Here is a 26359-nt window from a genome sequence, read left to right as displayed (position 1 = left end):
CAAGTGTAATTTCGGGCGGATAATATCCGCCCCTACAAATATAAATTTTGATTTATCGTAACATCTATCTCCTTCTTGTGACATATACATTAAGTAAACGTCATGAAAAGAGGTGATGTGTTTGAAGATCCAGCCTGAGGGACGGGCGGTGATGCTCGGAAAGTACATAACCGAAAACAAGTCGACCGTAAGAGCTGCCGCAAAATATTTCGGTATCTCAAAGAGCACGGTCCATAAAGACGTAAGCGAGCGGCTCAGGACCGACGATCCCGAGCTTTTTGCCAAAGTAAAGGATATTCTTGAAATAAACAAGCAGGAACGCCATATCCGCGGCGGACTTGCCACAAAACGGAAGTACGAAGCCATGACCGTTCATAAGAAAGGACGGTTTTACCGATAAAGCTTTTGAACGAACAGCGCCGCAGCATAAAGCTGCGGCGCTGTCAGTATATTTATCGCACTTACTTCATAAGATTTCTGTACTTTATCCTCTTGACGATATAGAGCAGCTGCCAGAATATTATCACAGGAAATACAGGAACGATGATGCTGAAAACGACCACACCTCCGATTATCATATGATCCCAAAATGCCCTCGCACCAACAGCGACTGTTTCTCCCATGAAGACAAATTCGTCCTGCATGGCAAAATATACCGCCATAGCCAGGAAAGGCACAAACGACAGGATAAACGATATTTTGTAAATCCTTGATATGGGCGGCTCGCCTGCTTCGGCGCGCTTCCTCAGCCGTACACTGACAAGCAATGCCATAAGTCCGAAAACCGATATCATAAACAGCGCACTTAAAAGCTTTGTTATGCCGCCGAAGAAATGATAATCAAGCTCTGTTCCCGCCGCACATACTTCAATTAAGAAATCGGCAATAAACGCAATGATACCGATTACGAATATGCCAAGCAGTACCTTTTCATACTTTTTCATAGTATCATCTCCTCACTGCAAAGCAGCTTTTTCAGCCTTTTTAGCCTTGTGACGCCTTACAAGATAAATGACCTGCCATACGATACACAAAGGGAGCACAGGTATTATTACCAGTAAAGCAGCTCCGCACGCCACTGCTACCAGAAAACCGTCTATGCCGTAGCTTTTGGACCACAGAAAGCTGATACCGAAAAACGCGCTGAACAAACCGTAAAGTATGATGAGACCGAAGGGGATAAAGGATAATCTGAACCATATCCTGTCCGCATTTGTGATGAGCTTTTTCCCTTTGTTTTTTCTGTTCCTCATGGCATGAGAAACGAACACCGCAAACAGTCCGAGACAGGAAACCACAAGTATCACGCCGAATTCGGAAAAATATCCCCTTTCAAAGCCGTGAGAAAATCTGATGCATTGCAAGCCCTCTGTAATGCAGTAAGCAAGGAAAAGGACTATACCGAAACCGAATACGCCTATAAGAGTTTTTTCCGCCTTATTCATAAACTCAGCTCCTTTCAGAATTACGCGCTTTTCTCATGTTTATTATACACATTATGAATTTCACCTGAACTATCACCGCCATAGGTATGGCAGGAAATACCGTAAGCAGGAAGGAAGATATGAAAAGTGTTTCCAAGAATGCTTTCCGGCCGTATATCCTCGGAAATAGCATACCGTTTCCCGTACCGTTTATACCAGCGTCCGCCGACCAGTAAATGCAGAGAGCCGCAGGCAGGAAAGAAAGTATGAACAGCAGTACAAGCCACCACGGCATAGTATCCGTTTTTCTTTTATTGAGGAAGTGGGATATCAAAGTGCAGAAGCCCATACTCAGACCGACAGCGAACAAAAAGGCTGACATCCATGCAAAAAATATTGAGACCGCACCCACAGCTGTAAGCACAGCCGATATAACAAGCAGTATTTTTTCCGACTTTTTCATAAGCTCTCCTCCTTTTCTGATATCATAATATCACGGAAAGGGAGCATTTTTAAGGTGTCAGCTGTCACTTTCACGGTGACAAATGTCACTAAAAAGCACCCGTACCTGTGAAACTCTCACAAATACGGGTGCCTGATTTTATGCAAAACAGAGAAATCAAAAATTATTTTTTCTTTATTAAACGGTTTTCCGTTTAATAAGGGCTTATTTCAGCCCCCTTACAGAGAGCTTATTTTATCCCCCATATATTCTCGGCATAATCCGCGATAGTCCTGTCGGAGCTGAACTTGCCCGCATTGCACATATTAAGCCACTGCTTACGTGCAAAGGCGCGTCTGTCATTGCTGTAGTCGTAAATACAGCGCAGCTTTGTCTCAACATAGTCCCTCATATCACCGAGGAGGTAATAATGATCGGGAGCATGCCAGCTCGCGCCGTCAAGGAGAGACATATACAGCTCGCGGAAGTCTCCGCTGCCGCCGTCGGAAACAGTTCCGTCGATAAGAGAGGACACAACTCTGCGTATCATATCGTCCCCTGCGAATATACTTCTGCTGTCGTACTCGGAAACGATCTTCTCAAGCTCCTCGACTCTTGCGCCGAAGATATAATTGTTCTCCTCACCTGCTTCCCGCACTATCTCGATATTAGCGCCGTCGTAGGTTCCGAGAGTTACCGCGCCGTTGAGCATGAGCTTCATATTTCCCGTACCGCTGGCCTCGGTGCCTGCCGTGGATATCTGCTCCGAGATATCAGCTGCCGCAACAAGTTTTTCCGCATAGGAAACATTATAGTTCTGCACGAACACTACCTTTATAAGATCGCAGGTATCCTTGTCCTCTGAGACTATCCTGCCCACCTCGTTGATGAACTTGATTATTGCCTTTGCGCGGCGGTATCCGGGAGCTGACTTGGCACCGAAAATGAAGGTAGTCGGCGGGAAGTTCTGTATGCTTCCGTCCTTTATGCCGTAGTATATCCACAGTATGGAGAAAGCATTGAGGAGCTGTCTCTTGTACTCATGGAGGCGCTTTATCTGAATGTCGAATATTGATTCCGAGTCGATCTCAATACCCTCATGAGCCTTTATATAGTCTGCGAGCTGATCCTTTTTGCCCTGCTTGATATCCGCAAAGCGGCGGAGTATATTCTCATCGTCCGCATACTTTGCAAGCTCTTTCAGCTTGTCCAGATCGTTTATCCAGTCGTCGCTTCCGAGAAGCTCCGTGATAAAAGCGGAAAGCTCCCTGTTGCAGAGTGCTATCCATCTTCTCTGAGTGATGCCATTGGTCTCGTTGAGGAAGCGCTCGGGATAAAGGCTGAACCAGTCCGCAAGCACCGTATCCTTGAGTATCTGTGTGTGTATCTCCGCAACGCCGTTTATATGGCTCGAAGCATAGCAAGCCATATCCGCCATGTGGATAAGATCGCCCTTGATTATCTTTATGCGGTCTGTCTTTTCCCTTTCGACTCCCGCTTTGTACATATCTGCGATAAGAGCCTCGTTTATCTGAATGATAATGGCGTAAATCCTCGGGAGAAGCTCCTCCACAAGGTCTGTGCGCCACTTTTCGAGAGCCTCCTGCATTACGGTATGGTTGGTGTAGTTGAATATCCTCTTTGCCATATCAAGAGCCTTCTCAAAGGTGAAGCCCTCGTTGTCCACAAGCTGTCTTATGAGCTCGGGGATAGAGATAACAGGGTGAGTATCGTTTAGCTGCACAGAGATATAGTCCGCTAAGTTATCAAGAGTGCCGTATCTTGCCTTGTGCTTCTTTATTATATCCGTAAGTGAAGCACTGCTGAAGAAGTACTGCTGCTTCAGGCGGAGCTTCTTGCCCTCGTCGGTATCGTCATTGGGGTAGAGCACACGGGATATGTCCTCGGCGTATATCTTTTCCTTTGACGCTTCAAGGTAGTCCTGCTTGTTGAACACATCGAAATCGAACTCCTTTACAGGCTCAGCCTGCCACAGTCTCAGAGTACCCACGTTTTCCGTACGGAAGCCGAATATTGGCATATCATATGGCACTGCCTTTACGGTCTGACCGCTGTACTCTATGAGGACAGTATCCTCATCACAGCGCACCGACCACGGGTCGCCGTATTTCGTCCAGTCGTCTATCTCCTCACGCTGAAAACCGTCAACTATTGACTGTTTGAAAAGTCCGTACTTATAGCGTATGCCGTAGCCGTCAAGGGGAAGTCCTAAAGCTGCGGCGCTGTCAAGGAAGCAGGCAGCAAGTCTGCCGAGGCCGCCGTTTCCGAGAGCCGCGTCCTCAATCTCCTCAAGGTCTGCAAGATCAAGCCCCAGCTCTTTGAATGCTGCCTCAACCTCGTCATATATATCGAGAACGAGCAGATTATTGTAAACAGCCCTTCCCACAAGAAACTCCATTGAAAGGTAAGCCGCGCGGCGCTTTGAAAGGTGCTCCTGACGGGCATTGCTCCACCTGTCGGCAAACATTTCCATGACCGTCTTTCCGAGAGCGTCGTGGAGCTGCTGAGGACTTGCGCTCTTTATATCCTTTGGAAGTCTTCCTGTAAATTTCTCAATAAACAATTTCTTATCCATATTCCCCTGCTCCTTTAATTGAGTGTTTTCATTTCCATTTGTCCCGGATATTCAGTGGTCATATCATCAAGGCGGTCGTAATCCTCCTGTGAGACCTGCGCCACATGGACTTTTATAAGATACCCGTACTCTCCGGGATGACCGTCTCCTCTTCTTGGGCTGTACGCTCTCATATCATCGGAAACGTCCATTCCTTCCGCAACATATACCCATCCGAACACATATCCTTTGTTTTCGGCAAAAGCCTGACGGAACTCCTCATATGTCATCTCGGCAGGACTTTCAAAGGGAAGCTCGCCGTTGTCACTTCCATTGAAATATACCTTTCCGCCGGGCACAAGTTTTTGCAGTGAGCCTGCAGCTTCCTTATAGATCCGCTCCTTATACTGATCAAAGAGATAGGTGTCATGGGTTATAATATCGGTATTCTCTTTGATATGAGCCTCAAAGCAAACGCCGTCACTGTCCTTTAAGACATAGAACACATCGAGTGGCTCGTCGGGATCGCGCTCATAGGGGATAACAGTTGTCGTACCGTCATCGTTAAGTATGGTCTTAGGGTAGTGCTCCCAGTCAAGGATTCTGTTAACGACTTCAAATGTCTTGCCGTATTTCTCATTCACCTTGGTAAGAGCCTTCCACTCTGCTTCGGGTATCTCCTCAGCCCCCCCAATTCCGTAAGTCGTGTAATGCTTTTCGGAATCAGGCGAAGCCGTATTCTGAGGAGCTGAAGCTGTTGCCTTAGACTCGGCAGCTGAAGCTTCTGCCGTCGTTTGTACGGTAGTAGTTTTTGCAGTTGTCTTTTTTGCCGCAGTTTTCTGAGCTGATGCAGTTTCCGAAGAAATCACTGCGGAAGTGATTTCTGTTGTAACAACAGTTGTTTCGTCTTTGGTATTTTCCTGCACCTCAGCCTCTTTTGCAGAGCAGCCTGCAAGTATCACAGCGGCTGTAAGTGCCGTTACCAATCTTCTCATAATACATATACCTCATTATCTGTTGTAAAGCTTGTTCAGCTTTCTTATCTTCTTTGCCAACTCGGGGGTAAAATCCGATTTCTGAGTGCGGAACTCCCAGTTGCCGCCAAGAGTCGAGGGCGTATTCATCCTTCCCTCCTTCGGACTGTCAAGGAAGTCCTGTATCTGCGCCGCAGCCACCTCCGCAACGCTTCCCCATGCAGCTCTTATCACAGCTGCGGGGATATCCTTTTTGCGCTTTACATTGAGGTATCTCATGGTGAATTTCAGGGACTTCTTATCTAAAGACTCCACCCAGCCGTTGAGGGTCTCATTGTCGTGAGTTCCCGTATACGCGAAATAATTTGTGCTGCCGTAATTATGGGGCAGGTACTCGTTCTTTCCGTCGGAGAATGCGAACTGCAATACCTTCATACCCGGATAGCCGCATTTGTCCAGCATTTTCCTTACCTCGGGAGTTATAAATCCCAGATCCTCGGCAATGATCTTCAGCTTGCCCAGCTTTTTCTCCGCAAGCTTGAAAAGCTCGTGATCGGGACCCTTTTTCCACTCTCCCACAGTTGCGTCCTCGTTGCCGTAGGGAATGGCGTAATAGCTCTCAAAGCCGCGGAAATGGTCGATACGGACTATATCGTACAGCTTTGAAGCCGCTCCGATACGGTCTATCCACCACTCATAGCCTGTCTTTTTGTGGTAATCCCAGTCATAGAGAGGATTTCCCCACAGCTGTCCCAGGGGTGAAAAATCATCGGGCGGACAGCCTGCAACGGCTATGGGACGGCGGTTCTTGTCAAAGCGGAAAAGCTTCGGCGAAGCCCACGCCTCAACGCTGTCAAGGGCGCAGTATATGGGTATATCGCCTATTATCTCGATACCGCTGTCGTTGGCGTACTTTTTCAGTTCCTTCCACTGGCGGCTGAATTCGAACTGTATGAATTTATGGAAGCCTATCTCCTTTTTCAGGTCCTTCTTTGCCTGAGCAACAGCCTTTGCCTTGTGCATGGAGAGCTCCTCGTCCCATGAATACCACGGCTTGCCCTCATAGCGGAATTTCAGTGCCATGAACATGGCATACTCGTCGAGCCACTTCTTGTTCTCCGTGCAGAACTTCCTGTAATCGGGGAACTTTGCGGGCTTGAAGCGCTCGTAGGCTATACGGAGCACATCATAGCAGTTATCGTACAGCAGGGCATAGTCCACCTTATCGGGCTCGTTTTCCCAGTCGAACATATCGTATTCGTGGCGCTCGAGAAGTCCGTCGCCCTCAAGGACCTCAAAGTCGATAAAGTAAGGATTTCCCGCATTTACCGAGAATGACTGGTACGGCGAATCACCGTAGCTCGTAGGGGATATGGGCAGTATCTGCCAGCATTTCACACCTGCGGACTTCAGAAAATCCACAAACTCAAATGCCGCCTTTCCCATTTTTCCTATGCCGTAATTCGACGGCAGGCTCGATATATGCATAAGTATGCAGCTCTTTCGCATTTATTCCAACTCCCTTTCCGTATATTTACTCTGAAATATGTTGATACTATTTTGTGAGGTGATACCATGAAGCTTTCACAGCTCTTATTTTCTTTTCTTATGGGATATTTCTGTTACAGCCTTATCGAAATAGTCATGCGCGGATATACTCACTGGACCATGTCCCTGACAGGAGGTCTGGTGCTCACGGTGCTTTACATCATAAACAGCCGCAATTCCATGACGCTTATCAGGAGCTGTATCGCAGGAACTCTCAGCATAACTGCCATAGAACTCACCGTAGGCATTTTCGACAATGTTATTATGCACTGGAACGTATGGGATTACTCGGATATGCCCTTTAATTTCCTCGGTCAGATATGTATCCCCTTTTCCTGTCTCTGGTTCGTGCTGTGTATCCCCGCAAGGCTTCTATGCAGGCGGATATACCGCACTCTCAGCCGACAGTCCTTGAACAAAAAGGCTGTTCCGATAAACTCGGAACAGCCCTTATGATCAATAATTCTTGTTTGGATCAGCATTAAAGAAGTTATTGCTGCTTTCCGTGTAATAATCATTAGGCTCAAGCGACATGAAGTCCTCGTCCTCGATATCGGGAAGTCTTGCGCCGCAGCGTCCGCAGAACTGGAAGCGTTCATTGACCTCTGCATCGCACTTGGGACACACCTTATAGCCCCTTATGCCATTGAGCTCATATCTCATCTTCTTTATTCTTCTGCGTCTTGTATCTATGTCGTCGCAGAGCGCTTTGAGAGCCTCAGCGTCCTCTCCGTGCTCCTTGTAATATTTCTTGCCGATATCGGTGAAGATCTCTACGATCCTTTCCTCTTCGTAAAGTATCTTCCTTTTCAGATTATTAGCCTCTGAAATGCTTTTTGCCTTCTCCGAAACGCCTCTGCTTGCATCATTGAATTTATCGAGAATACTCATTTTACATCACTCCTGTCGAATATTTTCTCGTAATTCTTATCCATTTGTATTATACAACATTAACAGGAATTATGTCAAGCGTTTTCAAAATATTTTTACAAACAGTCAGGCTTTTTGTGCAATCCTTACATCTCAGCAATGTCATTTTCGGTAAGCTGAATAATCCCCCCGTCTGTAAGGGCTTCGGAGGCATTTGCGATGTCGTCCACCCTGATAACGAACGAAACAGATCTGTCCGATTTACCGAGGAAAGTATAGAGATATTCGAGATTTACATTCTTTGCTCCGAGGATATCGAGCACACGGCTCAGCTGTCCCGGAGAATCGGGAATGGATATAGCGACTACCTCTGTTACCGTCACAGCGTATGAAGCTGCCTTGAGCTTTTCTACAGTTTTATCCGTATCATTGACTATCATTCGGACAATACCAAAATCACTTGTGTCGGCAAGGCTGAGGGCGCGGACATTGATCCTGCACTCCTTTATCATCTTCATGACCCCTGCCAGCTGATTGGGCTTATTATCAACAAATACCGAGATCTGTCTTACGTTTGACATATGTTTTCCTCCTTCAAGTCAGGATAATATCTATGCCGTGAAGGATCACTTTTTCTTGGCAGCTGTCTTGGGAAGGTCCTCATACATAACGAGAACAGAATGCTCGTCAACGTACTCGTTAACGTGTGTCTGTGCGTCATGGCAAAGACCTGCCGATGTGCTGTACTTGATGTCGATGACCTTTACCCCCTGGATGAACTGATTGAGCTCGTTCTCAAAAGCAGCAAATCTCTGGTACTTCTCCTGTTCCGGCATATAGTTTGTGGAAAATAATCTGATTTTCATAAATGAAACCTCCTTAAAATAATGGAAAATATTTAACAGCGCGTCTCTGACGACGCTGTATAAACCTTAATCGTGAAGCTTTCGCCTGTCGATGACTCTGACAGCCTTACCCTCGCTTCGTGTTATAGATTTCGGTGACACCAGGTGGACCTTGGGGTTGATGCCAAGCATGGTCTTGATAGCCACTGCAAGGTCTCTCTCCTGTTTCTGCATATCCTTTACCTTATCCGAGAACTGCTCGGGATTCATCTCAACGCTGATATCAAGAGTATCTGTATTGTTTACTCTGTCAACCTCGATAAGATAGTTGGGCGAATAGCCCTGCTCTATAAGAACAGTCTCTATCTGTGACGGGAATACGTTTACTCCGCGGATTATCATCATATCGTCGCTTCTGCCCATAGGCTTTGCCATTTTTATGAGAGTTCGTCCGCACGAGCACTTCTTCCTGCTGAGTACGCAGAGGTCGCGTGTACGGTATCTGAGAAGCGGGAAGGCTTCCTTGGTGATGCTTGTGAATACAAGCTCGCCCACTGTTCCCTCGGGGAGTACTTCTCCCGTCTCGGGGTCGATTATCTCGGGGATAAAGTTATCCTCGTTTATATGCATACCTGTCTGCTCCGAACATTCAAATGCAACACCGGGACCGCTGGACTCTGTAAGTCCGTAGATATCGAAAGCCTTGATACCGAGGGATTTCTCGATAGAGCGGCGCATTTCCTCAGTCCACGGCTCAGCTCCGAAGATACCTGCCTTGAGCTTGAGATCGTCGGGAGATATACCCATATCGTATATGGTCTCGCCTATGTAAGCCGCATATGACGGCGTACAGCAGAGTATCGTAGCACCGAGGTCCTGCATGAACTGTATCTGCCTTTCGGTATTGCCCGAGCTCATGGGGAGCGTAAGGCTGCCAACCTTGTGAGAACCGCCGTGAAGTCCCATACCGCCTGTGAAAAGTCCGTAGCCGTATGCCACCTGAACAACGTCCTCATTCGTGCCGCCCGCAGCTGTTATAGCTCTTGCACAGCAGTCGTTCCACATATCCACATCATTCTGTGTATAGAAGGCGACAACTCTCTTGCCTGTGGTGCCGCTGGTGGAATGTATCCTTACACATTCGCTGAGGGGCTTCGCGAGCAGACCATAGGGATATGCGTCACGAAGATCAGCCTTGCTGAGGAAGGGCAGCTTGTGAAGATCCTCTGTTCCCTTGATGTCCTCGGGCTTGACACCCTTTTTGTCCATGAGATCGCGGTAATACTTCACGTTATCGTATACGTGCTTTACCTGTTTCACGAGGCGCTCGTCCTGGAGCTTTTTCATATCCTCCCGTGAAGCACATTCGATCTCTTTGTTCCAATACTTTTCCATTGGACTTCGACTCCTTTTTCAGATCTGAGATCTAAGATCTCAGATCTAAGATTTATTTTTCTTAGCTCTTAGCTCTAAGTTCTTAGTTCTATTTATTTTGCATTCTTGCCCAGCTCGAAAGCCTTCCTGTTGAGGTCAAGGAACTTTGGCGGTACGCACTGCTCCAGTGCCTTCTGCCACAGCTCGTCGGGGTAGTCCATACGTGAAGCAAGTACGCCCATGAGCACTACGTTTGAAGCCTTTGCCGTGCCTGCCTGCTCAGCAAGTGCAAGCGCATCTACAGCAACTATCTCGGCTCCTGCTGCCCTGAGCTTCTCCACAAGATCCTCGGGATACTTTGCAGCTCCTGTGATAACGGGCATAGGGTCTATCTGCTGTGTGGAGGTTATGAGCTTTCCGCCCTTTTTAAGGTAAGGGAGACACCTTGCAGCTTCGAGGAGCTCGAAGGAAATAACAGCGTCAGCCTCGCCCTTTTCGATAACAGGCGAATATACCTTATCGCCGTACTTTACGTATGTCACAACGGAGCCGCCTCTCTGAGACATTCCGTGCACCTCGCTGACCTTTACGTCATAGCCCTGTGCAAGAAGCACATTTCCCAGAAGTCTCGAAGCAAGCAGCGAACCCTGTCCGCCGACTCCGACTATCATTATAGATTTAGTTTCCATTATATATTACTCCTTAGTGATTATTATTCTTTAATAGTTTTTCTTTCCGAACTTGCTCAGCAGCCAAACTGCGCCCATAGCGCAGAAAAGATAGTTTTCACCGAGAGAGCCGAAGAACTTTCCTCTCAGGTCGAATATAGCAAGCAGCTTGCTGAAATTGGCCGAGCAGTTGGAATATGTAGGATCGTCATCGCCTACCAGGAACTGAAAGCTGCTGTTCATGGCTTCATCGACCTCAGCCTCAGTCATGTCGGTCATATCCATATAAGAGTATGAAAAGGACTTTGCCATTTTCAGCGAATCGCGCAGCTTGTACGTCCATGAAGCCCGCACCGCTGCAAATATCGCTATTATCATAACAGCTCCGCAGACGATGCCGCATTTTTTGATGTCAAAGGTGTTCTTTCGCGTACCCAGATAATAGCCGAAAAATACGCCCGCAGCAAGAACTGTACCGCATATGGAGGCTATAAGTCCGTACCTCGCAAGCATCATTATAAAGAAGAAGCCCGGGATAGCTCCTATCAACGCGCCTATGGCGCCTTTTACGATCACCATGAAGTCGGTATCGTTATTGAGCTTGTCATTGTATGCGGCGTAAAAATCAGGCGTCGGAGTGTACTGAGGTTCGCCCTTGTGCTCTGCCGACCTCTGTCCGTAGCCGCTTTGTGCATTGCTGTAGCCTGCGGACTGCTGATCCTGAACGGTATTGCTACGGGTCTGCAAAGCCTGTTCAGCCTGCTTTGCAAGCTCGTTTATATCGTTCATACCGTTGGAGCTGCCGATACCTGCCATTAAATCGTCCATTTCTATTCTCCTGATTTATTTTATTATTTCAAGGTCTCCATCAACAAATCCAATGGCAGTTCCCTTTACTCCGTTTATTATATCCTTATATCTGCCTCCGCTGAGGTACTCCTCGGCCATTTCCCTTATGAGAGCCTGAGCGTGTTCGCGGCCTGTGTCTTCCTCATCTGAGGTATCAACGGTGAAGATGTTCTCCTCACAGCTCCAGACCTCTTCGCAGGCCCATTCGCCGTCCTTGTCGTCGGGATCGAACTCGCAGGCGGCAACGAGCTGCACTCCGTAGATGTGGTCCTCTTCCGACTCCTCATAAAGATTGAAGCAGAACGCCTTTGTTTCCGCAGGCATATCGTTGTTTTCGAGGAGATCGTCCAGCCAGTGGGCGAATTCCTCATATATGTTCATCTGTAACATGATCTTCTCCGTAAATTCAGTTCAAATTTATGGGACGTCGAGGACGCCGTCCCCTACTTAGTTCTTAGTTCTGAGTTCTGCTCACTCGATAGCGCCGACCTTGCACTGCTCCTGACATATGCCGCAGCCTACGCAGAGAGTGTGGTCAACGACTGCCTTGCTGTCACGCATCGAGATAGCGGGACATCCCAGCTTCATGCACATCTTGCAGCCTACGCACTTGTCAGTATTTACCTTTACGGGCGGATTGTGCTTTACGTACTTGAGCAGAGCACATGGACGGCGTGAGATGATAACGGAAGCCTCATCAGCTGCAAGCTCCTCCTTGATAGCTGCCTCGGTCTCCGCAAGCTTGTAGGGGTCGGTAACGCGGACACGCTTGATGCCGATAGCCTTGCAGAGCTCCTCAAGATTTACAGCCGCAGCAGGATCGCCCTTCAGGTTCTTTCCTGTTGTGGGGTTCTGCTGATGACCTGTCATGCCTGTAATGGAGTTATCGAGTATGATAACTGTGGAATTTGAATTATTGTAAGCTATATTCACAAGACCTGTCATGCCGCTGTGCATAAAGGTGGAATCGCCGATGACCGCAACTGTCTTGTGCTCGGACTCTGCGCCCCTTGCCTTGTTGAAGCCGTGAAGCCCCGAGATGGAAGCTCCCATGCATATAGTCGTATCTATAGCGTTGAGAGGTGCGGCAGCTCCGAGAGTGTAGCAGCCGATATCACCCGATACAGTAACGCCAAGCTTCTTAAGACAGTAGAAAAGTCCTCTGTGGGGACATCCTGCACACATAACGGGAGGACGTACAGGTATCTCGTCATCAAGTGACACGAAGTCCTTCTTCTCGCCGAGGAGCTTCTCTGCGATAACAGACTGGGGAAGCTCGCCTATGTAGCCGAATATCTCCTTGCCCTTCACGTTGTTCACGCCGATATTGCGGCAGTGCTCCTCGATTATGCCGTCAAGCTCCTCGATAACGTATACCTGCTGATACTTAGCAGCAAAATTCTGAATGAGCTTTACGGGGAGAGGATTAACCATGCCGAGTTTAAGTACGGAAGCCTTGTCGCCGAGAGCTTCCTTTACGTACTGATAAGCTGCGCCGTTTGTGATAACGCCGAATTCAGCCTTGTCGGATATCTCAACTCTGTTGAGGGGAGTGGTCTCTGCGTACTCTCTGAGCTTCTTTGTGCGCTCCTCAACGAATACGTGTCTGCCCTTGGCGTAAGCGGGCATCATTACGAACTTGCTCGGTGTTTTTTCATAGTCCTTGAGAGGGAGTTCGTTTCTGTCCTCCATTTCAACTATGCTCTGTGAGTGAGCAACTCTTGTGGACATTCTTACTATAAAAGGTGCGTCGTACTTCTCCGAAAGCTCGAAGGCAAGCTTGACGAACTCCTTACATTCTGTTGAATCGGAAGGCTCAAGCATGGGTACCTTTGATGCGATAGCGTGGTGACGGCTGTCCTGCTCGTTCTGAGAGGAATGCATACCCTGATCGTCGGCAACCGCTATGACCATACCTGCGTTTACGCCTGTGTATCCTGCTGTATATAACGGGTCTGCGGCTACGTTGAGACCAACGTGCTTCATTCCGCAGAAGCTTCTTGCACCTGCGATGGAAGCTCCGAGAGCTGTCTCCATTGCAACCTTCTCATTGGGAGCCCATTCCGCATACACCTCGTCATACTTTGCGACCTCCTCGGTTATCTCCGTTGAAGGAGTTCCGGGGTAGCTCGATACTACGCGGCAGCCCGCTTCATACAAGCCTCTTGCGAAGGCTTCGTTTCCCAGCATTAATTTCTTCATCTTATATATTTTCCTTTCATGTTAAAGATTATCATATCAATAAAGCCATTAGCCTTTAGCTTTTAGCCATTAGGAAGCGGCTTCGCCGCTTGTATGGGCGAACATTGTTCGCCCGTGTGCTAATTGTTTCATATTCGGGCGCACGCTGTGCGCCCCTACAACAAGCTAACGGCTCAGTTCATAATCCAGCCACTTTGCAACTCCGTCCTCGGAGTTGGTGCCGATGACTATATCGGCGGCTGCCTTTACCTCGTCTCTTGCATTGCCTACTGCGACCTTTATATCCGCCTCCGCAAACATGGGCAGGTCGTTGAGGTTGTCGCCGAATGCGACTATCTCATCAAAGCCGTACTTATCACGGAGAAAACGCAGTCCGTTAGATTTGGAGGCTTTATGGGAAAAGAGCTCCAGATACCACGAATCGTCGTAAACATCAAGGTAGAAAGCATAGTCGATGCCCTCTATCTTCTCAGCTTCAAGCTTTACGGGCAGGAGCTCCTCATAGCGTCCTCTTGTGGTGAAGTACACGGTATACTCGTCCGCACATTCCTCAAGGCGGCACTGCACAAAAGGCTTTTTGTACTGCTGCTTCCTGACCTCGGCAAAGCTCTGCATAACTCTGCTGGTGAGCTCCTCATAATAACAGGTAAGAGCTCCCCTGTCTATGCGGTACATAAAACATTCAACGCCGTGGCGCTTATATATGCGGATAAGCTCCGCAGATACCGCAGGATCAAAAAATTCGCTCTTTATGTAGCGCTCATTCTTTATATCGTAAATGCTGACGCCGTTCATAAGTATGCACGGTACATTTATATCCAGTGCCGACGTTATGGGGACTGCCGAATATATGGACCTCGCAGTGGCAAAGGTGAAGTTCATGCCTTTTTTGGCAAGAGCGTTCATTATCTCTGCGGTATGAGGCGTTATTTCAGGCTTAGGGCTCAGAAGTGTGCCGTCAAGATCGCTGATATAGAGCCTTTTCAAGTTTTATGGTCACCCCCGTGATCTGCATATGGATATTCATAATAGTATTATAGCATATTCAGTCAAAAAAGTGAAGAAATAATTTTTAACGGAAGTGCGATTTGTACATTCCGACGGATTTTGACAGCTCAGAATGTTAATCCTGCATAAAGCGGCGAGCAGCCGTATATTGAAAAAGGGCGGCCATAAAGCCGCCCTGCATAAAAAAATAAAGGACGGAAGCCCGTGTCCGCCCTTTATATCGGTATTTAATTTATCTCAAGCCTTCTGGCAACAGGTGCTTCGGACGCTTTCTTCGGGAGCTCAATGGTAAGGATACCGTTCTTGTACTCCGCAGTGATAGCGTCGGTGTTGATATCACCGATATCAAAGCTCCTCTTATACGAGCCGAAAGTCCTCTCACGGCGTATATAATTGCCTTTCTCGTCCTTTTCGTCATTGTTTGTGCTGTGCTCCGCTGCAATAGTCAGCTGCGAGCCGTTGATGTCGAGCTTGATATCCTCCTTCTCGAAGCCCGGAAGCTCGGATTCCATAACGTACTTGTCTCCGTCATCGCGGATATCTGTACGGCAGTTGTTCATCGGCATATTGCTGCCGAAAAAGCTCTTGTCAAAGTCACTGAATGCGTTCCACAGATCAAAGCCTGTGCCGCCGAAAGGTGTAAGTCCATACATAATTCATACCTCCAATAATTTTTTCATATTTATCCTATGCAGTTTTCCTCATAATATGCACTTTCCATCGGTATCGCTCCCTTTCGTTTCATTGTCTATATATTACAGCCCTTTTTTGAAAGGAATATCAAGGTTCTGTGACAGTATAATGAAAATTAGCACTCTCAGTGTGAGAGTGCTAATCATAAATATTTTGGTGTTTTATTGAACATAGGGCGTTCGCAATTGCTTATTATACCACAAACACAAATTCGGTCAAGACTGTAACAAGCGCCATAAATGGCGGCCTTGACAGAATTTGTGTTTGTGGTTCGGGGCAATTACGCAAACGCCCCGCAGCTTCCGACCACCAAAAAAGTTATTTTCACGAAAATTTTTATTGAAGATATGCTCAAAGCTCCGACTGTGCAAGCACAAGATCCTCGAATTTTCCGCGTATGGCTTTTACAAGTGCCTGCGGGGAAAGATGTATCTGCACACCTATCCTGCCGCCGCTTATGTAGAACTGCGGCATGGTCTCGGCACTATCGTGTATCACGGTCATGAACTGCTTCTTCATGCCTATGGGCGTACAGCCGCCGCGTACATAGCCCGTTACCGCCGTTATGTCCTTTACGTGGAGAAGCTCCACGGACTTCTCGTCCACGCTCTTTGCAGCCTTTTTCAGGTCAAGCTCCAGCGCCACGGGAAGCAGGAAGCAGTAATAGCTGCCGCTCTTTCCCTTTGCGACGAGGGTCTTGAAGGTCTCCTCAAGGGGCTGCCCCAGCTTCTCAGCTGTGTGTATGCCGTCGATGAACTCCTCACATTCGTAGGTCTGGACGGTATATTCTATCTTGCTTTTATCAAGAAAACGCATTGCGTTGGTTTTCAGTTCTTTGCCCATTGTATTTCTTCCTTAAATATTTATTGCCGTTTTTAGCCTTCATACCAGTAATTGACCATATCATAAAGGTATATCTTTCCGTTTGAGGGTACTTGAAACAGCGCATTTATCGCATAATAAATATCGCCTGTACAAGTAACTATGCTCAAAGCTCCAAAAATAGCAAGCGGAGCACAGTGAGCGATCAAGCCTGCCCCGAGGGGAAGTGCTCCAAGCAGCAAAAACGGCAGCATTAACATAAAAAGATACCTCTTTTTGCTCATGTGCTCAGGTGACATAGCAAAAAGCAAACCGCTGCCGACATAAATGTAAGCACTCTCCTTGAAACAAACAGCGTGGATATATTCATGCGGAATTATAAACACAAACGCAAGTATCGCTGCTGCAACTCCGCCTATACTGAGAAGCTCTCTTCCGAAAACATTAATAAAAAATATCAGGAACATATATCCAAGAATACAAGAGATAACAGTCATAACTATGTTAAGCAAAACGAGATTATCTATCTTTTTTATCCTGTGGGCTCCCGATACCATTTCCCCTTTCGGCAATGAACGCGGATCGTTATTGTATTTCCCCATGAATTTTATATTCAAAATATTTCACCTCTTTGCGAATAAAGCTCATGGCGGATATTATCCGCCCCTGCTTGTATATATGATACGGGCTGCCAAAGGCAGCCCCTGCAAAACATATCATGTTACATTTCAGTCAATATGCGGGCGCACACTGTGCGCCCCTACCGGCTGACAGTTTCGGAACGCCGAGGGCGGCGTTCCCTACCTTTTGCTGTAGACGCAGCCGCAGTAGTTCTGCCTGTACAGGTCATACTGCCTTGACAGCTCTATGGAATGCTTGTAGCCGTCGTGCTTCTTGAAGTCGGAGAAAAGATATGCAACTCCGCATTCGTCCTGTATCTGCGCTCCGCACTCGTTGATGAAGGTGCAGTCCTTATGGGGACTTATGGTCAATGTGGTGGTGAAGTAATCACAGCCAAGCTCCCTTGCCTTGTTTCCTGCCATTCTCAGGCGGTAGGCAATACATCTGCGGCAGCGCTCTCCGCGCTCGGGCAGGTCCTCAAGTCCCTTTGCAAGCTCGTAAAAGGGCGTGGGATCGTACTCCTCCTCGATAACGGGGATATCCAGTCCCATTTCCTTAACAAGTCGTTTCAGCTCCGCAAAACGGAAGGCGAACTCCTCCTCGGGAGCTATGTTGGGATTGCAGAAATACAGTGTTATACGGAAGTATCTTTCAAGCACCGTAAGCGTATGGCTGCTGCACGGAGCACAGCAGGCATGGAGCAGAAGTGACGGCTTTTCGCCGCTTTTTTCAAGCTCACTGAGCTTGTTGTCCAGAAGCAGACCGTAATTCGTCTTTGGCTTGCCTTCCATTATTTGTCCTCAAGCTCCTTGAGAGCCTTGAGCTCCTCCTTGTTTACCCTTATCTCGGCATCCTTGAGCAGCTTTACCTCGCTCCTGTCAAGAGTTACGGGGACTTCCGATTTTTCGGTCTTTACGCGGAGCTTTCCCGTGATGAGGTTTACGTCCTCGACCTTGCCCCTGTCACCTTCGGGAGTTACTACGATAGCGCCTACCTTCGGCGTTATCTTCAGCAGTGCTTCGTATGCGTTCTGCTCGTTTTTAAGGCAGCACATGAGTCTGCCGCAGGTTCCCGATATCTTCGTGGGGTTGAGGGAAAGTCCCTGTTCCTTTGCCATTTTTATGGAAACGGGCTGGAAATCGCCCATATAGCCCTTACAGCAGAACTCCCTGCCGCATATGCCCAGTCCGCCAAGTATCTTCGCTTCGTCGCGGACGCCTATCTGTCTCAGCTCTATCCTTGTTCTGAATACTGCCGCAAGGTCCTTTACCAGCTCGCGGAAGTCAACACGGTTCTCGGCTGTGAAATAGAAAAGCAGCTTGTTGTTGTCGAATGTACATTCAACGTCCACAAGCTTCATGCTCAGCTTGCGGAAGGCTATCTTTTCCTCGCATATCTTGAAAGCGTCCTTTTCACGCTGTTTGTTCTTCTCTACGGTCTTCATGTCGTTCTCGTCCGCAAGCCTGATTATGGGCTTGAGTGGCGATGTTACAAGCTCGTCGTCTATCTGGCGGTTGGCTATGACGACCTCTCCGCACTCAACTCCGCGTATCGTCTCAACTATGGCGTGGTCGCCCACGCTTGCCTTTATATTTCCCGGGGAAAAGTAGTATATTTTACCTACGCTCTTGAAGCGTACTCCGACTATCTCTTTCATAGAAGCTCCTATCTGAAAGTCTATCCGACTATCTCCATTATCTCTGCGCCCAGCGCCGTAAGCGCCAGCGGTATGCCCACATTCCTGTCCACTGCCTTCCATGCATTCTCTATGCAGGAATGTATACGCGCGGACTGATACGCCGTCAATGTCTGTGACAGCGTGAGCGCTCCCTCACGGAAGCAGCCTATGGTACGGGCATCGCTGTCCTTTGCGAGCACTGCCGCGTCACGGGCAAGCTTATCAAGCATGGACAGCGCTTCTCTCACGTCCTCACGCTCCCTTCCCAGGGAGAAAAGTCCGACTGCGAGAGCATATTCATCTTTTCTTATTATACTATCGGCAAGCGATTTTGTCAAATCCACACGCTTTCTCAGTGCCTCATCGTTTATGTAGTTCTCACACATTCCGATATTTCCGTGAAAGCAGCTAACTGCGGCACGTATATCCTGCTGACTGTATCCGCTGTCCGCAAGGGCTTCCGCTGCTTCCTCCTCGGTGCAGGGGGAGGTCGTGAAGCACACGCAGCGGGAGATTATTGTCGGAAGGAATTCCGACTTTGAGCCGCAGGTGAATATGAAATAGGCATACTCCGGGGGCTCTTCTATGAGCTTGAGCAGCGTGTTCTGCGTCCTTTCGTCAACATTGCAGCAGTCCGCAAAGATATATACCTTGCAGCCGCTGCTGTTATTGGGCTTTATATAGGCGTCGGCTATGACTTCACGGGCGGTCTCCACGCTGTAATTGCCGAGCTTTCCCGTCTTTTTCGGGTATATCACATCGGGGTGGACATCGTTCACGATATTTTTGCAGGTATTGCAGACGCCGCAGGGCTTTCCGTCCGCGGGAGCCTCGCACATGAGAGCCTGTGTATAGTACCTTGCCATAAGCTTTCTGCCGCTGCCCTTATCGCCGCTTATTATCAGTGAATGTGCCGTCCTGCCGCCTGACGCCATTCTTTCAAGAGTGTCCTTGAGCTGCTGATTTCCGTATATTTTCTTCATACTCATTCCTTTTCAAAGGGAAGCTCTTCCTTGCCGCATACTATAAACGGCACCGCTTTTCTGTAACAGTGCAGGTGTATCACCTTATCCATGCCGCCGTATTCTCCGTCTCTCGTCCATGTGAACGGCTCCTCGGAAAGGTTGGTGACAGTAACATCCTGAGTGCGGAAGAACAGTATGTTCTTGTCCGAGACGTCGTTTTTAAGGAGCGAAAGAGCTGTCATACCGAGGGTAGCGGGATTTTTCGGCTTTCTGACAAGGGTCATCTCAAACAGTCCGTCATCAAGAAGGAAGTTCTTCATATTTATCATTCCCGCAACGGAGGCTGTATTCGTTATCATTCCGTATATGAACTCGTCCTCTACCACGTTGCCGTCATATTCTATACGCAGAGGCTTTGCCTTGATAGTGCCGATGTGAGCGGCACAGTCTGCGATATAGGCTGCGTGTCCGAAGATATTCTTTATCTTCTGAGGCGTTTCATAGGTGACATTGGTGAAAGCTCCGAATGCCGCAACATAAGAAAAATAGCTGTCGTTGAAGCCGCCTACGTCACAGAGCACGGGTTCGCCGTGTGATATGGCAGATGCTGCCTTCAGCTGGTCCGAGGGTATGCCGAGGCTCTTTGCGAAATCATTGGTAGAGCCTGAGGGCACATAGCCTATGGGGACCTTCTTTTCACAGCTCATAACTCCGTGAAGGCACCGGCTCAGTGTACCGTCTCCGCCGGCAACAGCCAGCAGATCGTAGCCCTTTTTACAGGCATAGGCTGCCTGTTCCGCAGCGTCGTCTCCGCTCTGTGTTATGTGCACCGTTACGTTGAAGTCGTTCTTGATGAATTCATCTATGACCGCTCCGAGCTTTTTGTTCATAACAGCTTTTCCTGCCATAAGATTGACTACGAAATACATTGTTTTCATTGGCTGTCCCCCTCATTATGAAGCAGCGGACAGATTTACTGTCCGCTGATTTTTCGTGCTTATTTTAAGAAATTCTCAAAAGACTTGACATTTTCCTTTGTGCTTGAAAGATACGCATAGTACTTGAGTATCTTTGAAGCATCGACGGAGTCGATAAGACCGTTGGTGTCAACATCTGCTGCCTTTGCCTGAGCTTCCGTCAGTTTGCCTGCTGTGCCCACAGAACGTCTTGCATACTCAACAAGTACGTTTGCTGCGTCAACTGCGTCAATATATCCGTCATTGTTCGTATCGCCAAGCTTGTATTCGGGTGCGGGCTGTGAGGTCGTTGTGATGACTGTTGTGGTGGTGGTAGTTGTAGTAGTTGTTGTGGTGGTTGTTGTTGTCGGTGTGAGATTAGCTTTCTTTCCTGCTACCTTTTCGTATGTTGCAAGAGGTATCTCTGGATACTTTTCCTTGTCAACGAGACTGTCAAAGGTCTTGGAAAGGAGTCCGTCATCAACATGGAGATCGCCGATCTTGTCGAGTATCGCTGCTGCGATCGCAACGTGGCCTCTCTGATTGGGGTGTATATCCATTGCAGAAGCGCTGCCTGACTGGATATCAACAAAGTAGTATGCATAGCCGTTGTTGTTCTTGCCGTCCTTGTTTGCGCTCGGTATCTTATTGAGTGCTGTGAACTGGTACTTTACATCAACTACCTCAACGCCGCTGATATCCGAGATCTGCTGACTGTAGGAATTCATTACGTCCTCAAGGTCAGCTCTGAGGATATTGACAATGGATTCGTTCTTTCCGAATCTGCTCGTCATATACTCGGGATTGAACTGGAGAGGCTGGTATATGTTCTGTAAATATATCTTTGCGTCGGGATTTACCTTCTTTATATCATTGGCTGCCTTCTGGATATTGGGAACTATATGGTCACCGATAAGGCCGCCGCTGTACTTCTTTGTGTAAATGTCCTTTATTCCGCTTACTTCGTCAACAAGGTCGCCGAGAACCGCACCGAACTTCATCTGCGCCGTAAACGAGTCCGCAACAGTCTCCTTGAGTCCGCCCTCTCCGTTGATGTTTATCATCGTGGTTATGTCGGAAAGGCTCGGCTTTGCGGGAATATCCTTTGCGGAATAGCCCTCGTTGAAAAGATCGTTCTCCTCTGCGTAATCAAGCATATACTTTGCCACATACTCGGCAATGTCGTTTCCGCCTATGGAAATTACTACATAATCGGCATCAGCAAGATTTTTTTTCTGTTCATCGCTGAATGCTGCCATATTTGCCAGCATATTGTCGGTATTGTCGTTTACTACGGCATAGTTATAAACATCACAGCCAAGGTAATCGCCGCATATCTCCCCGTAGTTATGCTTTACACTGCCTTTTCTTGTGTATCCCGAAGCAATGCTGTCTCCGAGAATGACCATGCCCTTCTTTGCGGAAGTTTCTTCTGTTTCTGCGCCCGTCACTGTGAATGACGCCATTGCGCTGACTCCCACGATTGCTGAGATAAATGCTGAAATAAATTTTTTCATGTGGATACCCTCCTATAATATAAATCTTATACGCTGATTATATAATATTTCTTACTCAATGTCAAGCGGTAAGTATTGTTTCTTTCTGTCGGACGTCTGTATTTCAGCATATACTGCCGAAATACAGGCAGCAAAAGAATGCGGAGCAAAGCTCCGCATCCGGTAATTATTTGTGGGTTATTGAGCATAAGGCGTTCGCAATTGCTTATTATGCCACAAACGCCCAGCCGCTAACGACCGCCCAAAAAGTTATTTACCCTTATTTATTCAGCGCCTTCCATTATAGCACTGAGGATATTGCCCTCCCATGTGAGAGCTCCTCTGTTGAATATGCCAAAGCCCGATTCACCGTTCATCTTGCCGTTATCCCACACAAAGCACTTGATGCCCTTTGACTTTGCGGCGCTTATGTAATATTTGTAATAACCACCCCTCGTTGCCGAATCGGCAGCGTTCACACAGCCGAATTCGTCTATGATAACGGGGATGCCCTTGTCTATGAACTTCTGCTTGAGCTCCGAGAACTTGGCATCGAGCTCGCCCTTGCCGCTTTCGGTAAAGACTGTATCCGCGCCCTCCGCAAATCTCCACGGAGCATAGTAGTGTACGGAGAATATTATGTTCTTATCATTCGGCACCGTCATATCATTAAGGGCTACGCTGTCGGCAGATGCCGCATAGGACGTTACTATTAGAGTCCTGTCCTTGTTCTTTCCGCCGCTTGCACGGACGGTATCAACAAAGTCCTTGGCGTACTTGTTGATTATCTTTCGCTCGTTCTTCGTGCCGCCCATCCATTCCATAGGAGAGTCTACCGTTCTCGGCTCATTCATACCCTCGAATATGAGCTTGTCGTCATAGTCGGCAAAACGCGCTGAGATCTGCTCCCATATCTTCTTGAGGCGGGCGCTGTCGCCCTCGTAGGAAGCGTCCTGAGGATCGAACCATATATAGTCATCGTGGTGCATATTGAGCACTACGAAAAGTCCTTCATTGTATGCGTAATCAACGACCTCCTGAACCCGGTCGAGCCATTCGGTCTGTATGGTATCGCCTTTCATATGCTCTGCCCACGTTACGGGTATCCTTACAGCGTTGAAGCCTGCGGCTCTGACGGAATTTATCATTTCCCTCGTGGTCTTCATATTGCCCCAGCCCGACTCCGTGCTGAGTCCTGTCTTGCCCGTATTATAGCTGTCGAGAGTATTGCCGAGGTTCCAGCCTACCTTTATCTCGGATACTATCTCGCTTGCGCTGCGGAAGCCGCTCTCATTGTGTGTGGCTATCTCCGTAGCTACCTCTGTTGTGGGCTGTACCGCAGGTGCGGGGTAGTCTCCCGTGCCCGTGCTGAACTTTACACCTACAGTTTTGACTGTAACGGTGGGCTGCTCGCTCCACCAGTACCTGAACAGTATCTCGTTATCCCGCGCGATGTAGCCCTTTGCCTTGTCGGGGACGAACCACACGAGCTCAAGCTCGGAATCATCGGTAAATACTGCCGTATCGCCCGAGACATATTCGCCGCTCGACGAGCTTATTCCGTAGGCTCCCGTGAATTTTCCGAGCCTGCCGTCCGAAGCTATCCTGAACGTCACAACCTCGGGTATCATTCCCTCGGGGATAAAGCTGAGAGGTATGCGTACCGTCCTGTCACCTTCGGAATAGCTCACGGTCTCGCCGCATTTTGTTTTGCCCTCGCCGTCAACGGGGATATCCTGCGTCCTTTCGAGGGTGCATATGACGTTCTCTATCCTGAGACTCTCGCAGCCGCCCCACCAGTATCCGAACATCACCTCACCGCTCTCGTGGATATAGTCCTTGAGTTCATCGGGCACGTACCATGTTATCTCTCCGTACGTTCCCTGTGTGGGGGCTGTAAACTCCTCCGACTGGAACCAGCCCTTATGTGTCGCGGCAGGACATTTGTCCTCTACGGATATTCCGCAGCCGCCTTTGAATTCGCCTATATTGCTCGTACCATCGCCTGAGTATATGATGAAGGTGAACGAAACTATCCTGTCCCCTTCATCGATCAGATCGGCAAGGGGGAATTTAGCGGTATTGCTTCCCTGTGCTCTTCCGATAACCCTCCCGTCTGTTATCTGATTGCCGATCATAGCCGAAACGGTCTCAACTGGGCTTGTATGCTCGGTTGCCATCTCTGTAGTTTCCTCCTCAATAACGGCGGTCGTCAGCTCCTGTGCGCCTGTCGTTGTCTCTTTTTCTTTTGCCGACAAGTCGGGCGATCCGCCTTTCTTAGCGCATGACACGCCGGGCAGCAGCATCGCTGCGGCTGTGAAGAGCGCCATTGCCTTTTTTCCCATTGTTAAATGTCCTTTCCTATAATGCCCCGATCTCTCATCAAAGGCATACTAAAAACACCTATTTCAATTATATCACGCAGCATCATTATTTTCAATGCATGATTTTGCCTAATATACACCGTTACGGAACAACTTTATATATTAATCTGCCAATAACTCCATTTCCGTGCACCCGTACAGCTAAAAAACGATTTCCGGCGCATATATGTCCGATGCCGTTTTTTCGGCTGATGAGCAGTTATTAAATAATTATGACAAAACGGTGAAGCATAAGTGGTAAAAGTGTGTCTCTTTGTCAAATAATTGATTACAATTTCCCCTTTGTCTTGACAAACCTATACCGCAAGTGTATAATATTTATAGAAAACAGCTATGCGCTCACTGCGCGTAAACAAACCGCATACCTTTATGAAAGGACACAAAACTATGAATAATTCAAAGAAAAAAGCTATAGCGCTGGCATCTGTTGTCTGCGTCGCATTTTCTTCTATTGTTTCATGTTCCGCTAAAAATGAAAGCGGTTCAAACAGCAAAAATGACAGTTCAAGCTCGCAGGCTACTACTGCCGCGGACAGTCAGACCCCTACTATCTCCAACGACATCGGCCAGATCAAGAACGATGACGGAAATGTTGTGGTAACTCCCTTCCAGTCAGGCTCTCCTGCCGATCTCGAAGGAAGCGGTCTTCCTATGGGCGAAGACCTCAGCAGCGAGGATCCCACTTCCGGCGAGCCCGCTACAGAGATAGTCGAGGTAACAGAGGCTAACGGCGAAAAGGCTACAGACGCTCAGGGTCAGACAGTTACAGAGGTAGTTACAAAGGATATCTCCGCTGACGATTACGTAAGCAAGACCGATAAGAGATACTGCCTGTGGATAGACATTTCCATCGACCCCGATACCGAGACCGAGTATAAGGGCGTTCCGATCACTCAGGACGGCTACGCTTTCAACGATCAGGTTGTCAAGGTCACCTTCAAGCTCAAGGATAATATCCCCGAAAAGGACTACGCTGTAAGATTCAACCCCGACTTCTCAAGTCTCCGCGGCGTTCCCATGAAGCCAAAGGTACTTCAGGGCAATATCAGGGTAGGCGGCGACATTGCGGCTCAGGACGTTTCGGGTGAAACAGAGTTCGTTGCTTACGGTGACAATGTTTCAGCAAAGCCCGGCGATACAGTTGATTATTACATCAATGTAAAGAACAACCCCGGTCTCGCAGCTATGCTCCTCTGGGTATACTACGATTCAAACGCAATGGAAGTTCAGAGCATCACAGCAGCAGGCGACTACGCAAAGATCGCCCGCGGCACTGAAACAGGCGCGAAATAATAAGCTTTATGAAAAGTCATAAGGAAGCAGCTGCTTCTTTATGGCTTTTTTATTTTGGTATGTGAAGATCTTTGCGTTTTGTCAAGCCTAAGGCGTTCGCAATTGCGATCACAGTATGCCCGATTAATCGGAAAAATCTTCACACTCAAAAATAAATTTCAAAAAAGGGTTGACAAATGTAAATTCAGCTGATATAATATAATCATACCAAACATATAGGTAATATGAAATTACTTGGAGGTACATCATGTTTACTTGTTATTACGGGCGATGTTGCCGCTGACGGCGAATATTCCAAATCAAAATGAATACAATATATCAACATTTATAAAGGAGATATTATTATGGCTATTTATAAGAAGATCACAGACCTCATCGGCGGTACTCCGCTCCTTGAGCTCACAAACACAGAGAAAAACAATGACCTCAGTGCAACTATCCTTGCAAAGCTCGAATACTTCAACCCCGCAGGAAGCGTTAAGGACAGAGTTGCTAAGGCTATGATAGATGACGCAGAGGCTAAGGGCATACTCAAAGATGGCAGCGTTATTATCGAGCCCACCAGCGGCAATACAGGCATCGGTCTCGCAGCCGTCGCAGCTTCAAGAGGCTACCGCCTTATCATCACAATGCCCGAGACCATGAGCATCGAGCGCCGCAACCTCATGAAGG

General features: G+C 48.0%; 28 protein-coding genes. 4 read left to right on the top strand and 24 right to left on the bottom strand.

Annotated features, from left to right (window positions below):
- Positions 1-121: 121 nt before the first annotated feature.
- The gene (locus tag Q0R37_RS08500) at positions 122-400 is read left to right on the top strand and encodes a sporulation transcriptional regulator SpoIIID (RefSeq protein ID WP_294753344.1); all 279 of its coding nucleotides are present in this window, start codon (positions 122-124) and stop codon (positions 398-400) included.
- A 61-nt stretch (positions 401-461) separates the two neighbouring features.
- On the opposite strand, the gene Q0R37_RS08495 is transcribed toward Q0R37_RS08500, so the two are convergent.
- From Q0R37_RS08495 to malQ, 6 genes are all read right to left on the bottom strand, one after another.
- Positions 462-944 (bottom strand): hypothetical protein, encoded by a 483-nt coding sequence (locus tag Q0R37_RS08495; protein ID WP_294753343.1) that lies wholly within the window; start codon positions 942-944, stop codon positions 462-464.
- Between the two features lie 12 nt (positions 945-956).
- A complete protein-coding gene (locus tag Q0R37_RS08490; protein ID WP_294753341.1) occupies positions 957-1445 on the bottom strand; it encodes a hypothetical protein in 489 nt (162 codons plus the stop codon).
- Between the two features lie 4 nt (positions 1446-1449).
- On the bottom strand, positions 1450-1887 hold the full coding sequence (locus Q0R37_RS08485) for a hypothetical protein (protein ID WP_294753339.1): 438 nt from the start codon (positions 1885-1887) through the stop codon (positions 1450-1452).
- Between the two features lie 229 nt (positions 1888-2116).
- A complete protein-coding gene (locus tag Q0R37_RS08480; RefSeq protein ID WP_294753337.1) occupies positions 2117-4462 on the bottom strand; it encodes a glycogen/starch/alpha-glucan phosphorylase in 2346 nt (781 codons plus the stop codon).
- 14 nt (positions 4463-4476) lie between these two features.
- On the bottom strand, positions 4477-5436 hold the full coding sequence (locus Q0R37_RS08475; RefSeq protein WP_294753335.1) for a hypothetical protein: 960 nt from the start codon (positions 5434-5436) through the stop codon (positions 4477-4479).
- A 15-nt stretch (positions 5437-5451) separates the two neighbouring features.
- A complete protein-coding gene (malQ, locus tag Q0R37_RS08470) occupies positions 5452-6924 on the bottom strand; it encodes a 4-alpha-glucanotransferase (RefSeq protein WP_294753333.1) in 1473 nt (490 codons plus the stop codon).
- Between the two features lie 66 nt (positions 6925-6990).
- Here malQ and Q0R37_RS08465 point away from each other — a divergent pair, with 66 nt between their 5' ends.
- Positions 6991-7419: a hypothetical protein gene (locus tag Q0R37_RS08465; RefSeq protein WP_294753331.1), complete on the top strand. Its 429-nt coding sequence runs from the start codon at positions 6991-6993 to the stop codon at positions 7417-7419.
- Here Q0R37_RS08465 and Q0R37_RS08460 read toward each other — a convergent pair whose 3' ends face one another.
- The 18 genes from Q0R37_RS08460 to Q0R37_RS08375 form a co-directional block, all read right to left on the bottom strand.
- Positions 7420-7854, bottom strand: a complete 435-nt coding sequence (locus Q0R37_RS08460; protein ID WP_294753329.1) for a zinc ribbon domain-containing protein — start codon at positions 7852-7854, stop codon at positions 7420-7422.
- A gap of 125 nt (positions 7855-7979) precedes the next feature.
- Positions 7980-8414, bottom strand: coding sequence for an amino acid-binding protein (locus tag Q0R37_RS08455; RefSeq protein WP_294753327.1), 435 nt, complete (start codon positions 8412-8414; stop codon positions 7980-7982).
- 45 nt (positions 8415-8459) lie between these two features.
- Positions 8460-8699 carry a hypothetical protein gene (locus Q0R37_RS08450; protein WP_294753325.1) on the bottom strand — a complete coding sequence of 80 codons (240 nt, stop codon included), beginning with the start codon at positions 8697-8699 and terminating at the stop codon, positions 8460-8462.
- 66 nt (positions 8700-8765) lie between these two features.
- The gene (locus tag Q0R37_RS08445) at positions 8766-10073 is read right to left on the bottom strand and encodes a phenylacetate--CoA ligase (RefSeq protein ID WP_294753323.1); all 1308 of its coding nucleotides are present in this window, start codon (positions 10071-10073) and stop codon (positions 8766-8768) included.
- Positions 10074-10165: 92 nt separating this feature from the next.
- Positions 10166-10741, bottom strand: a complete 576-nt coding sequence (locus Q0R37_RS08440) for an indolepyruvate oxidoreductase subunit beta (RefSeq protein WP_294753322.1) — start codon at positions 10739-10741, stop codon at positions 10166-10168.
- Between the two features lie 30 nt (positions 10742-10771).
- A complete protein-coding gene (locus Q0R37_RS08435) occupies positions 10772-11548 on the bottom strand; it encodes a hypothetical protein (RefSeq protein WP_294753320.1) in 777 nt (258 codons plus the stop codon).
- 15 nt (positions 11549-11563) lie between these two features.
- The gene (locus tag Q0R37_RS08430; RefSeq protein ID WP_294753318.1) at positions 11564-11959 is read right to left on the bottom strand and encodes a hypothetical protein; all 396 of its coding nucleotides are present in this window, start codon (positions 11957-11959) and stop codon (positions 11564-11566) included.
- 81 nt (positions 11960-12040) lie between these two features.
- Positions 12041-13771: an indolepyruvate ferredoxin oxidoreductase subunit alpha gene (gene iorA, locus Q0R37_RS08425; protein ID WP_294753316.1), complete on the bottom strand. Its 1731-nt coding sequence runs from the start codon at positions 13769-13771 to the stop codon at positions 12041-12043.
- Between the two features lie 165 nt (positions 13772-13936).
- Positions 13937-14758: an HAD family hydrolase gene (locus Q0R37_RS08420; protein WP_294753314.1), complete on the bottom strand. Its 822-nt coding sequence runs from the start codon at positions 14756-14758 to the stop codon at positions 13937-13939.
- 248 nt (positions 14759-15006) lie between these two features.
- Entirely contained in the window at positions 15007-15432 is a 426-nt protein-coding gene (locus Q0R37_RS08415; protein ID WP_294753312.1) for an Hsp20/alpha crystallin family protein, read from the bottom strand.
- Between the two features lie 391 nt (positions 15433-15823).
- Positions 15824-16315, bottom strand: coding sequence for a Cys-tRNA(Pro) deacylase (ybaK, locus tag Q0R37_RS08410; protein WP_294753310.1), 492 nt, complete (start codon positions 16313-16315; stop codon positions 15824-15826).
- Positions 16316-16347: 32 nt separating this feature from the next.
- Positions 16348-16911 (bottom strand): metalloprotease family protein, encoded by a 564-nt coding sequence (locus Q0R37_RS08405; RefSeq protein WP_294753308.1) that lies wholly within the window; start codon positions 16909-16911, stop codon positions 16348-16350.
- Between the two features lie 183 nt (positions 16912-17094).
- On the bottom strand, positions 17095-17706 hold the full coding sequence (locus tag Q0R37_RS08400; RefSeq protein WP_294753306.1) for an epoxyqueuosine reductase QueH: 612 nt from the start codon (positions 17704-17706) through the stop codon (positions 17095-17097).
- Positions 17706-18572 (bottom strand): stage 0 sporulation family protein, encoded by an 867-nt coding sequence (locus tag Q0R37_RS08395; RefSeq protein ID WP_294753304.1) that lies wholly within the window; start codon positions 18570-18572, stop codon positions 17706-17708. Before Q0R37_RS08395 ends, Q0R37_RS08400 begins: the two co-directional genes overlap by 1 nt.
- Before the next feature lie 20 nt (positions 18573-18592).
- Positions 18593-19576: a DNA polymerase III subunit gene (locus Q0R37_RS08390; protein WP_294753302.1), complete on the bottom strand. Its 984-nt coding sequence runs from the start codon at positions 19574-19576 to the stop codon at positions 18593-18595.
- A 2-nt stretch (positions 19577-19578) separates the two neighbouring features.
- Positions 19579-20496, bottom strand: coding sequence for a YegS/Rv2252/BmrU family lipid kinase (locus Q0R37_RS08385; RefSeq protein ID WP_294753300.1), 918 nt, complete (start codon positions 20494-20496; stop codon positions 19579-19581).
- Between the two features lie 59 nt (positions 20497-20555).
- Positions 20556-22031: a GDSL-type esterase/lipase family protein gene (locus Q0R37_RS08380; RefSeq protein ID WP_294753298.1), complete on the bottom strand. Its 1476-nt coding sequence runs from the start codon at positions 22029-22031 to the stop codon at positions 20556-20558.
- A gap of 263 nt (positions 22032-22294) precedes the next feature.
- Positions 22295-24355, bottom strand: coding sequence for a cellulase family glycosylhydrolase (locus tag Q0R37_RS08375; RefSeq protein WP_294753296.1), 2061 nt, complete (start codon positions 24353-24355; stop codon positions 22295-22297).
- Positions 24356-24781: 426 nt separating this feature from the next.
- On the opposite strand from Q0R37_RS08375, the gene Q0R37_RS08370 reads away from it, so the two are divergent.
- Both Q0R37_RS08370 and Q0R37_RS08365 read left to right on the top strand, forming a co-directional pair.
- Positions 24782-25687, top strand: a complete 906-nt coding sequence (locus Q0R37_RS08370; RefSeq protein ID WP_294753295.1) for a cohesin domain-containing protein — start codon at positions 24782-24784, stop codon at positions 25685-25687.
- A 344-nt stretch (positions 25688-26031) separates the two neighbouring features.
- Positions 26032-26359, top strand: a 328-nt coding sequence (locus Q0R37_RS08365) for a pyridoxal-phosphate dependent enzyme (protein ID WP_294753293.1), incomplete at its 3' end; no start/stop codon positions are given.

It is taken from the genome of uncultured Ruminococcus sp. (assembly GCF_946415235.1).
GTDB lineage: Bacteria > Bacillota > Clostridia > Oscillospirales > Ruminococcaceae > Ruminococcus.
This window is presented reverse-complemented; position numbering and strand designations above follow the sequence as displayed.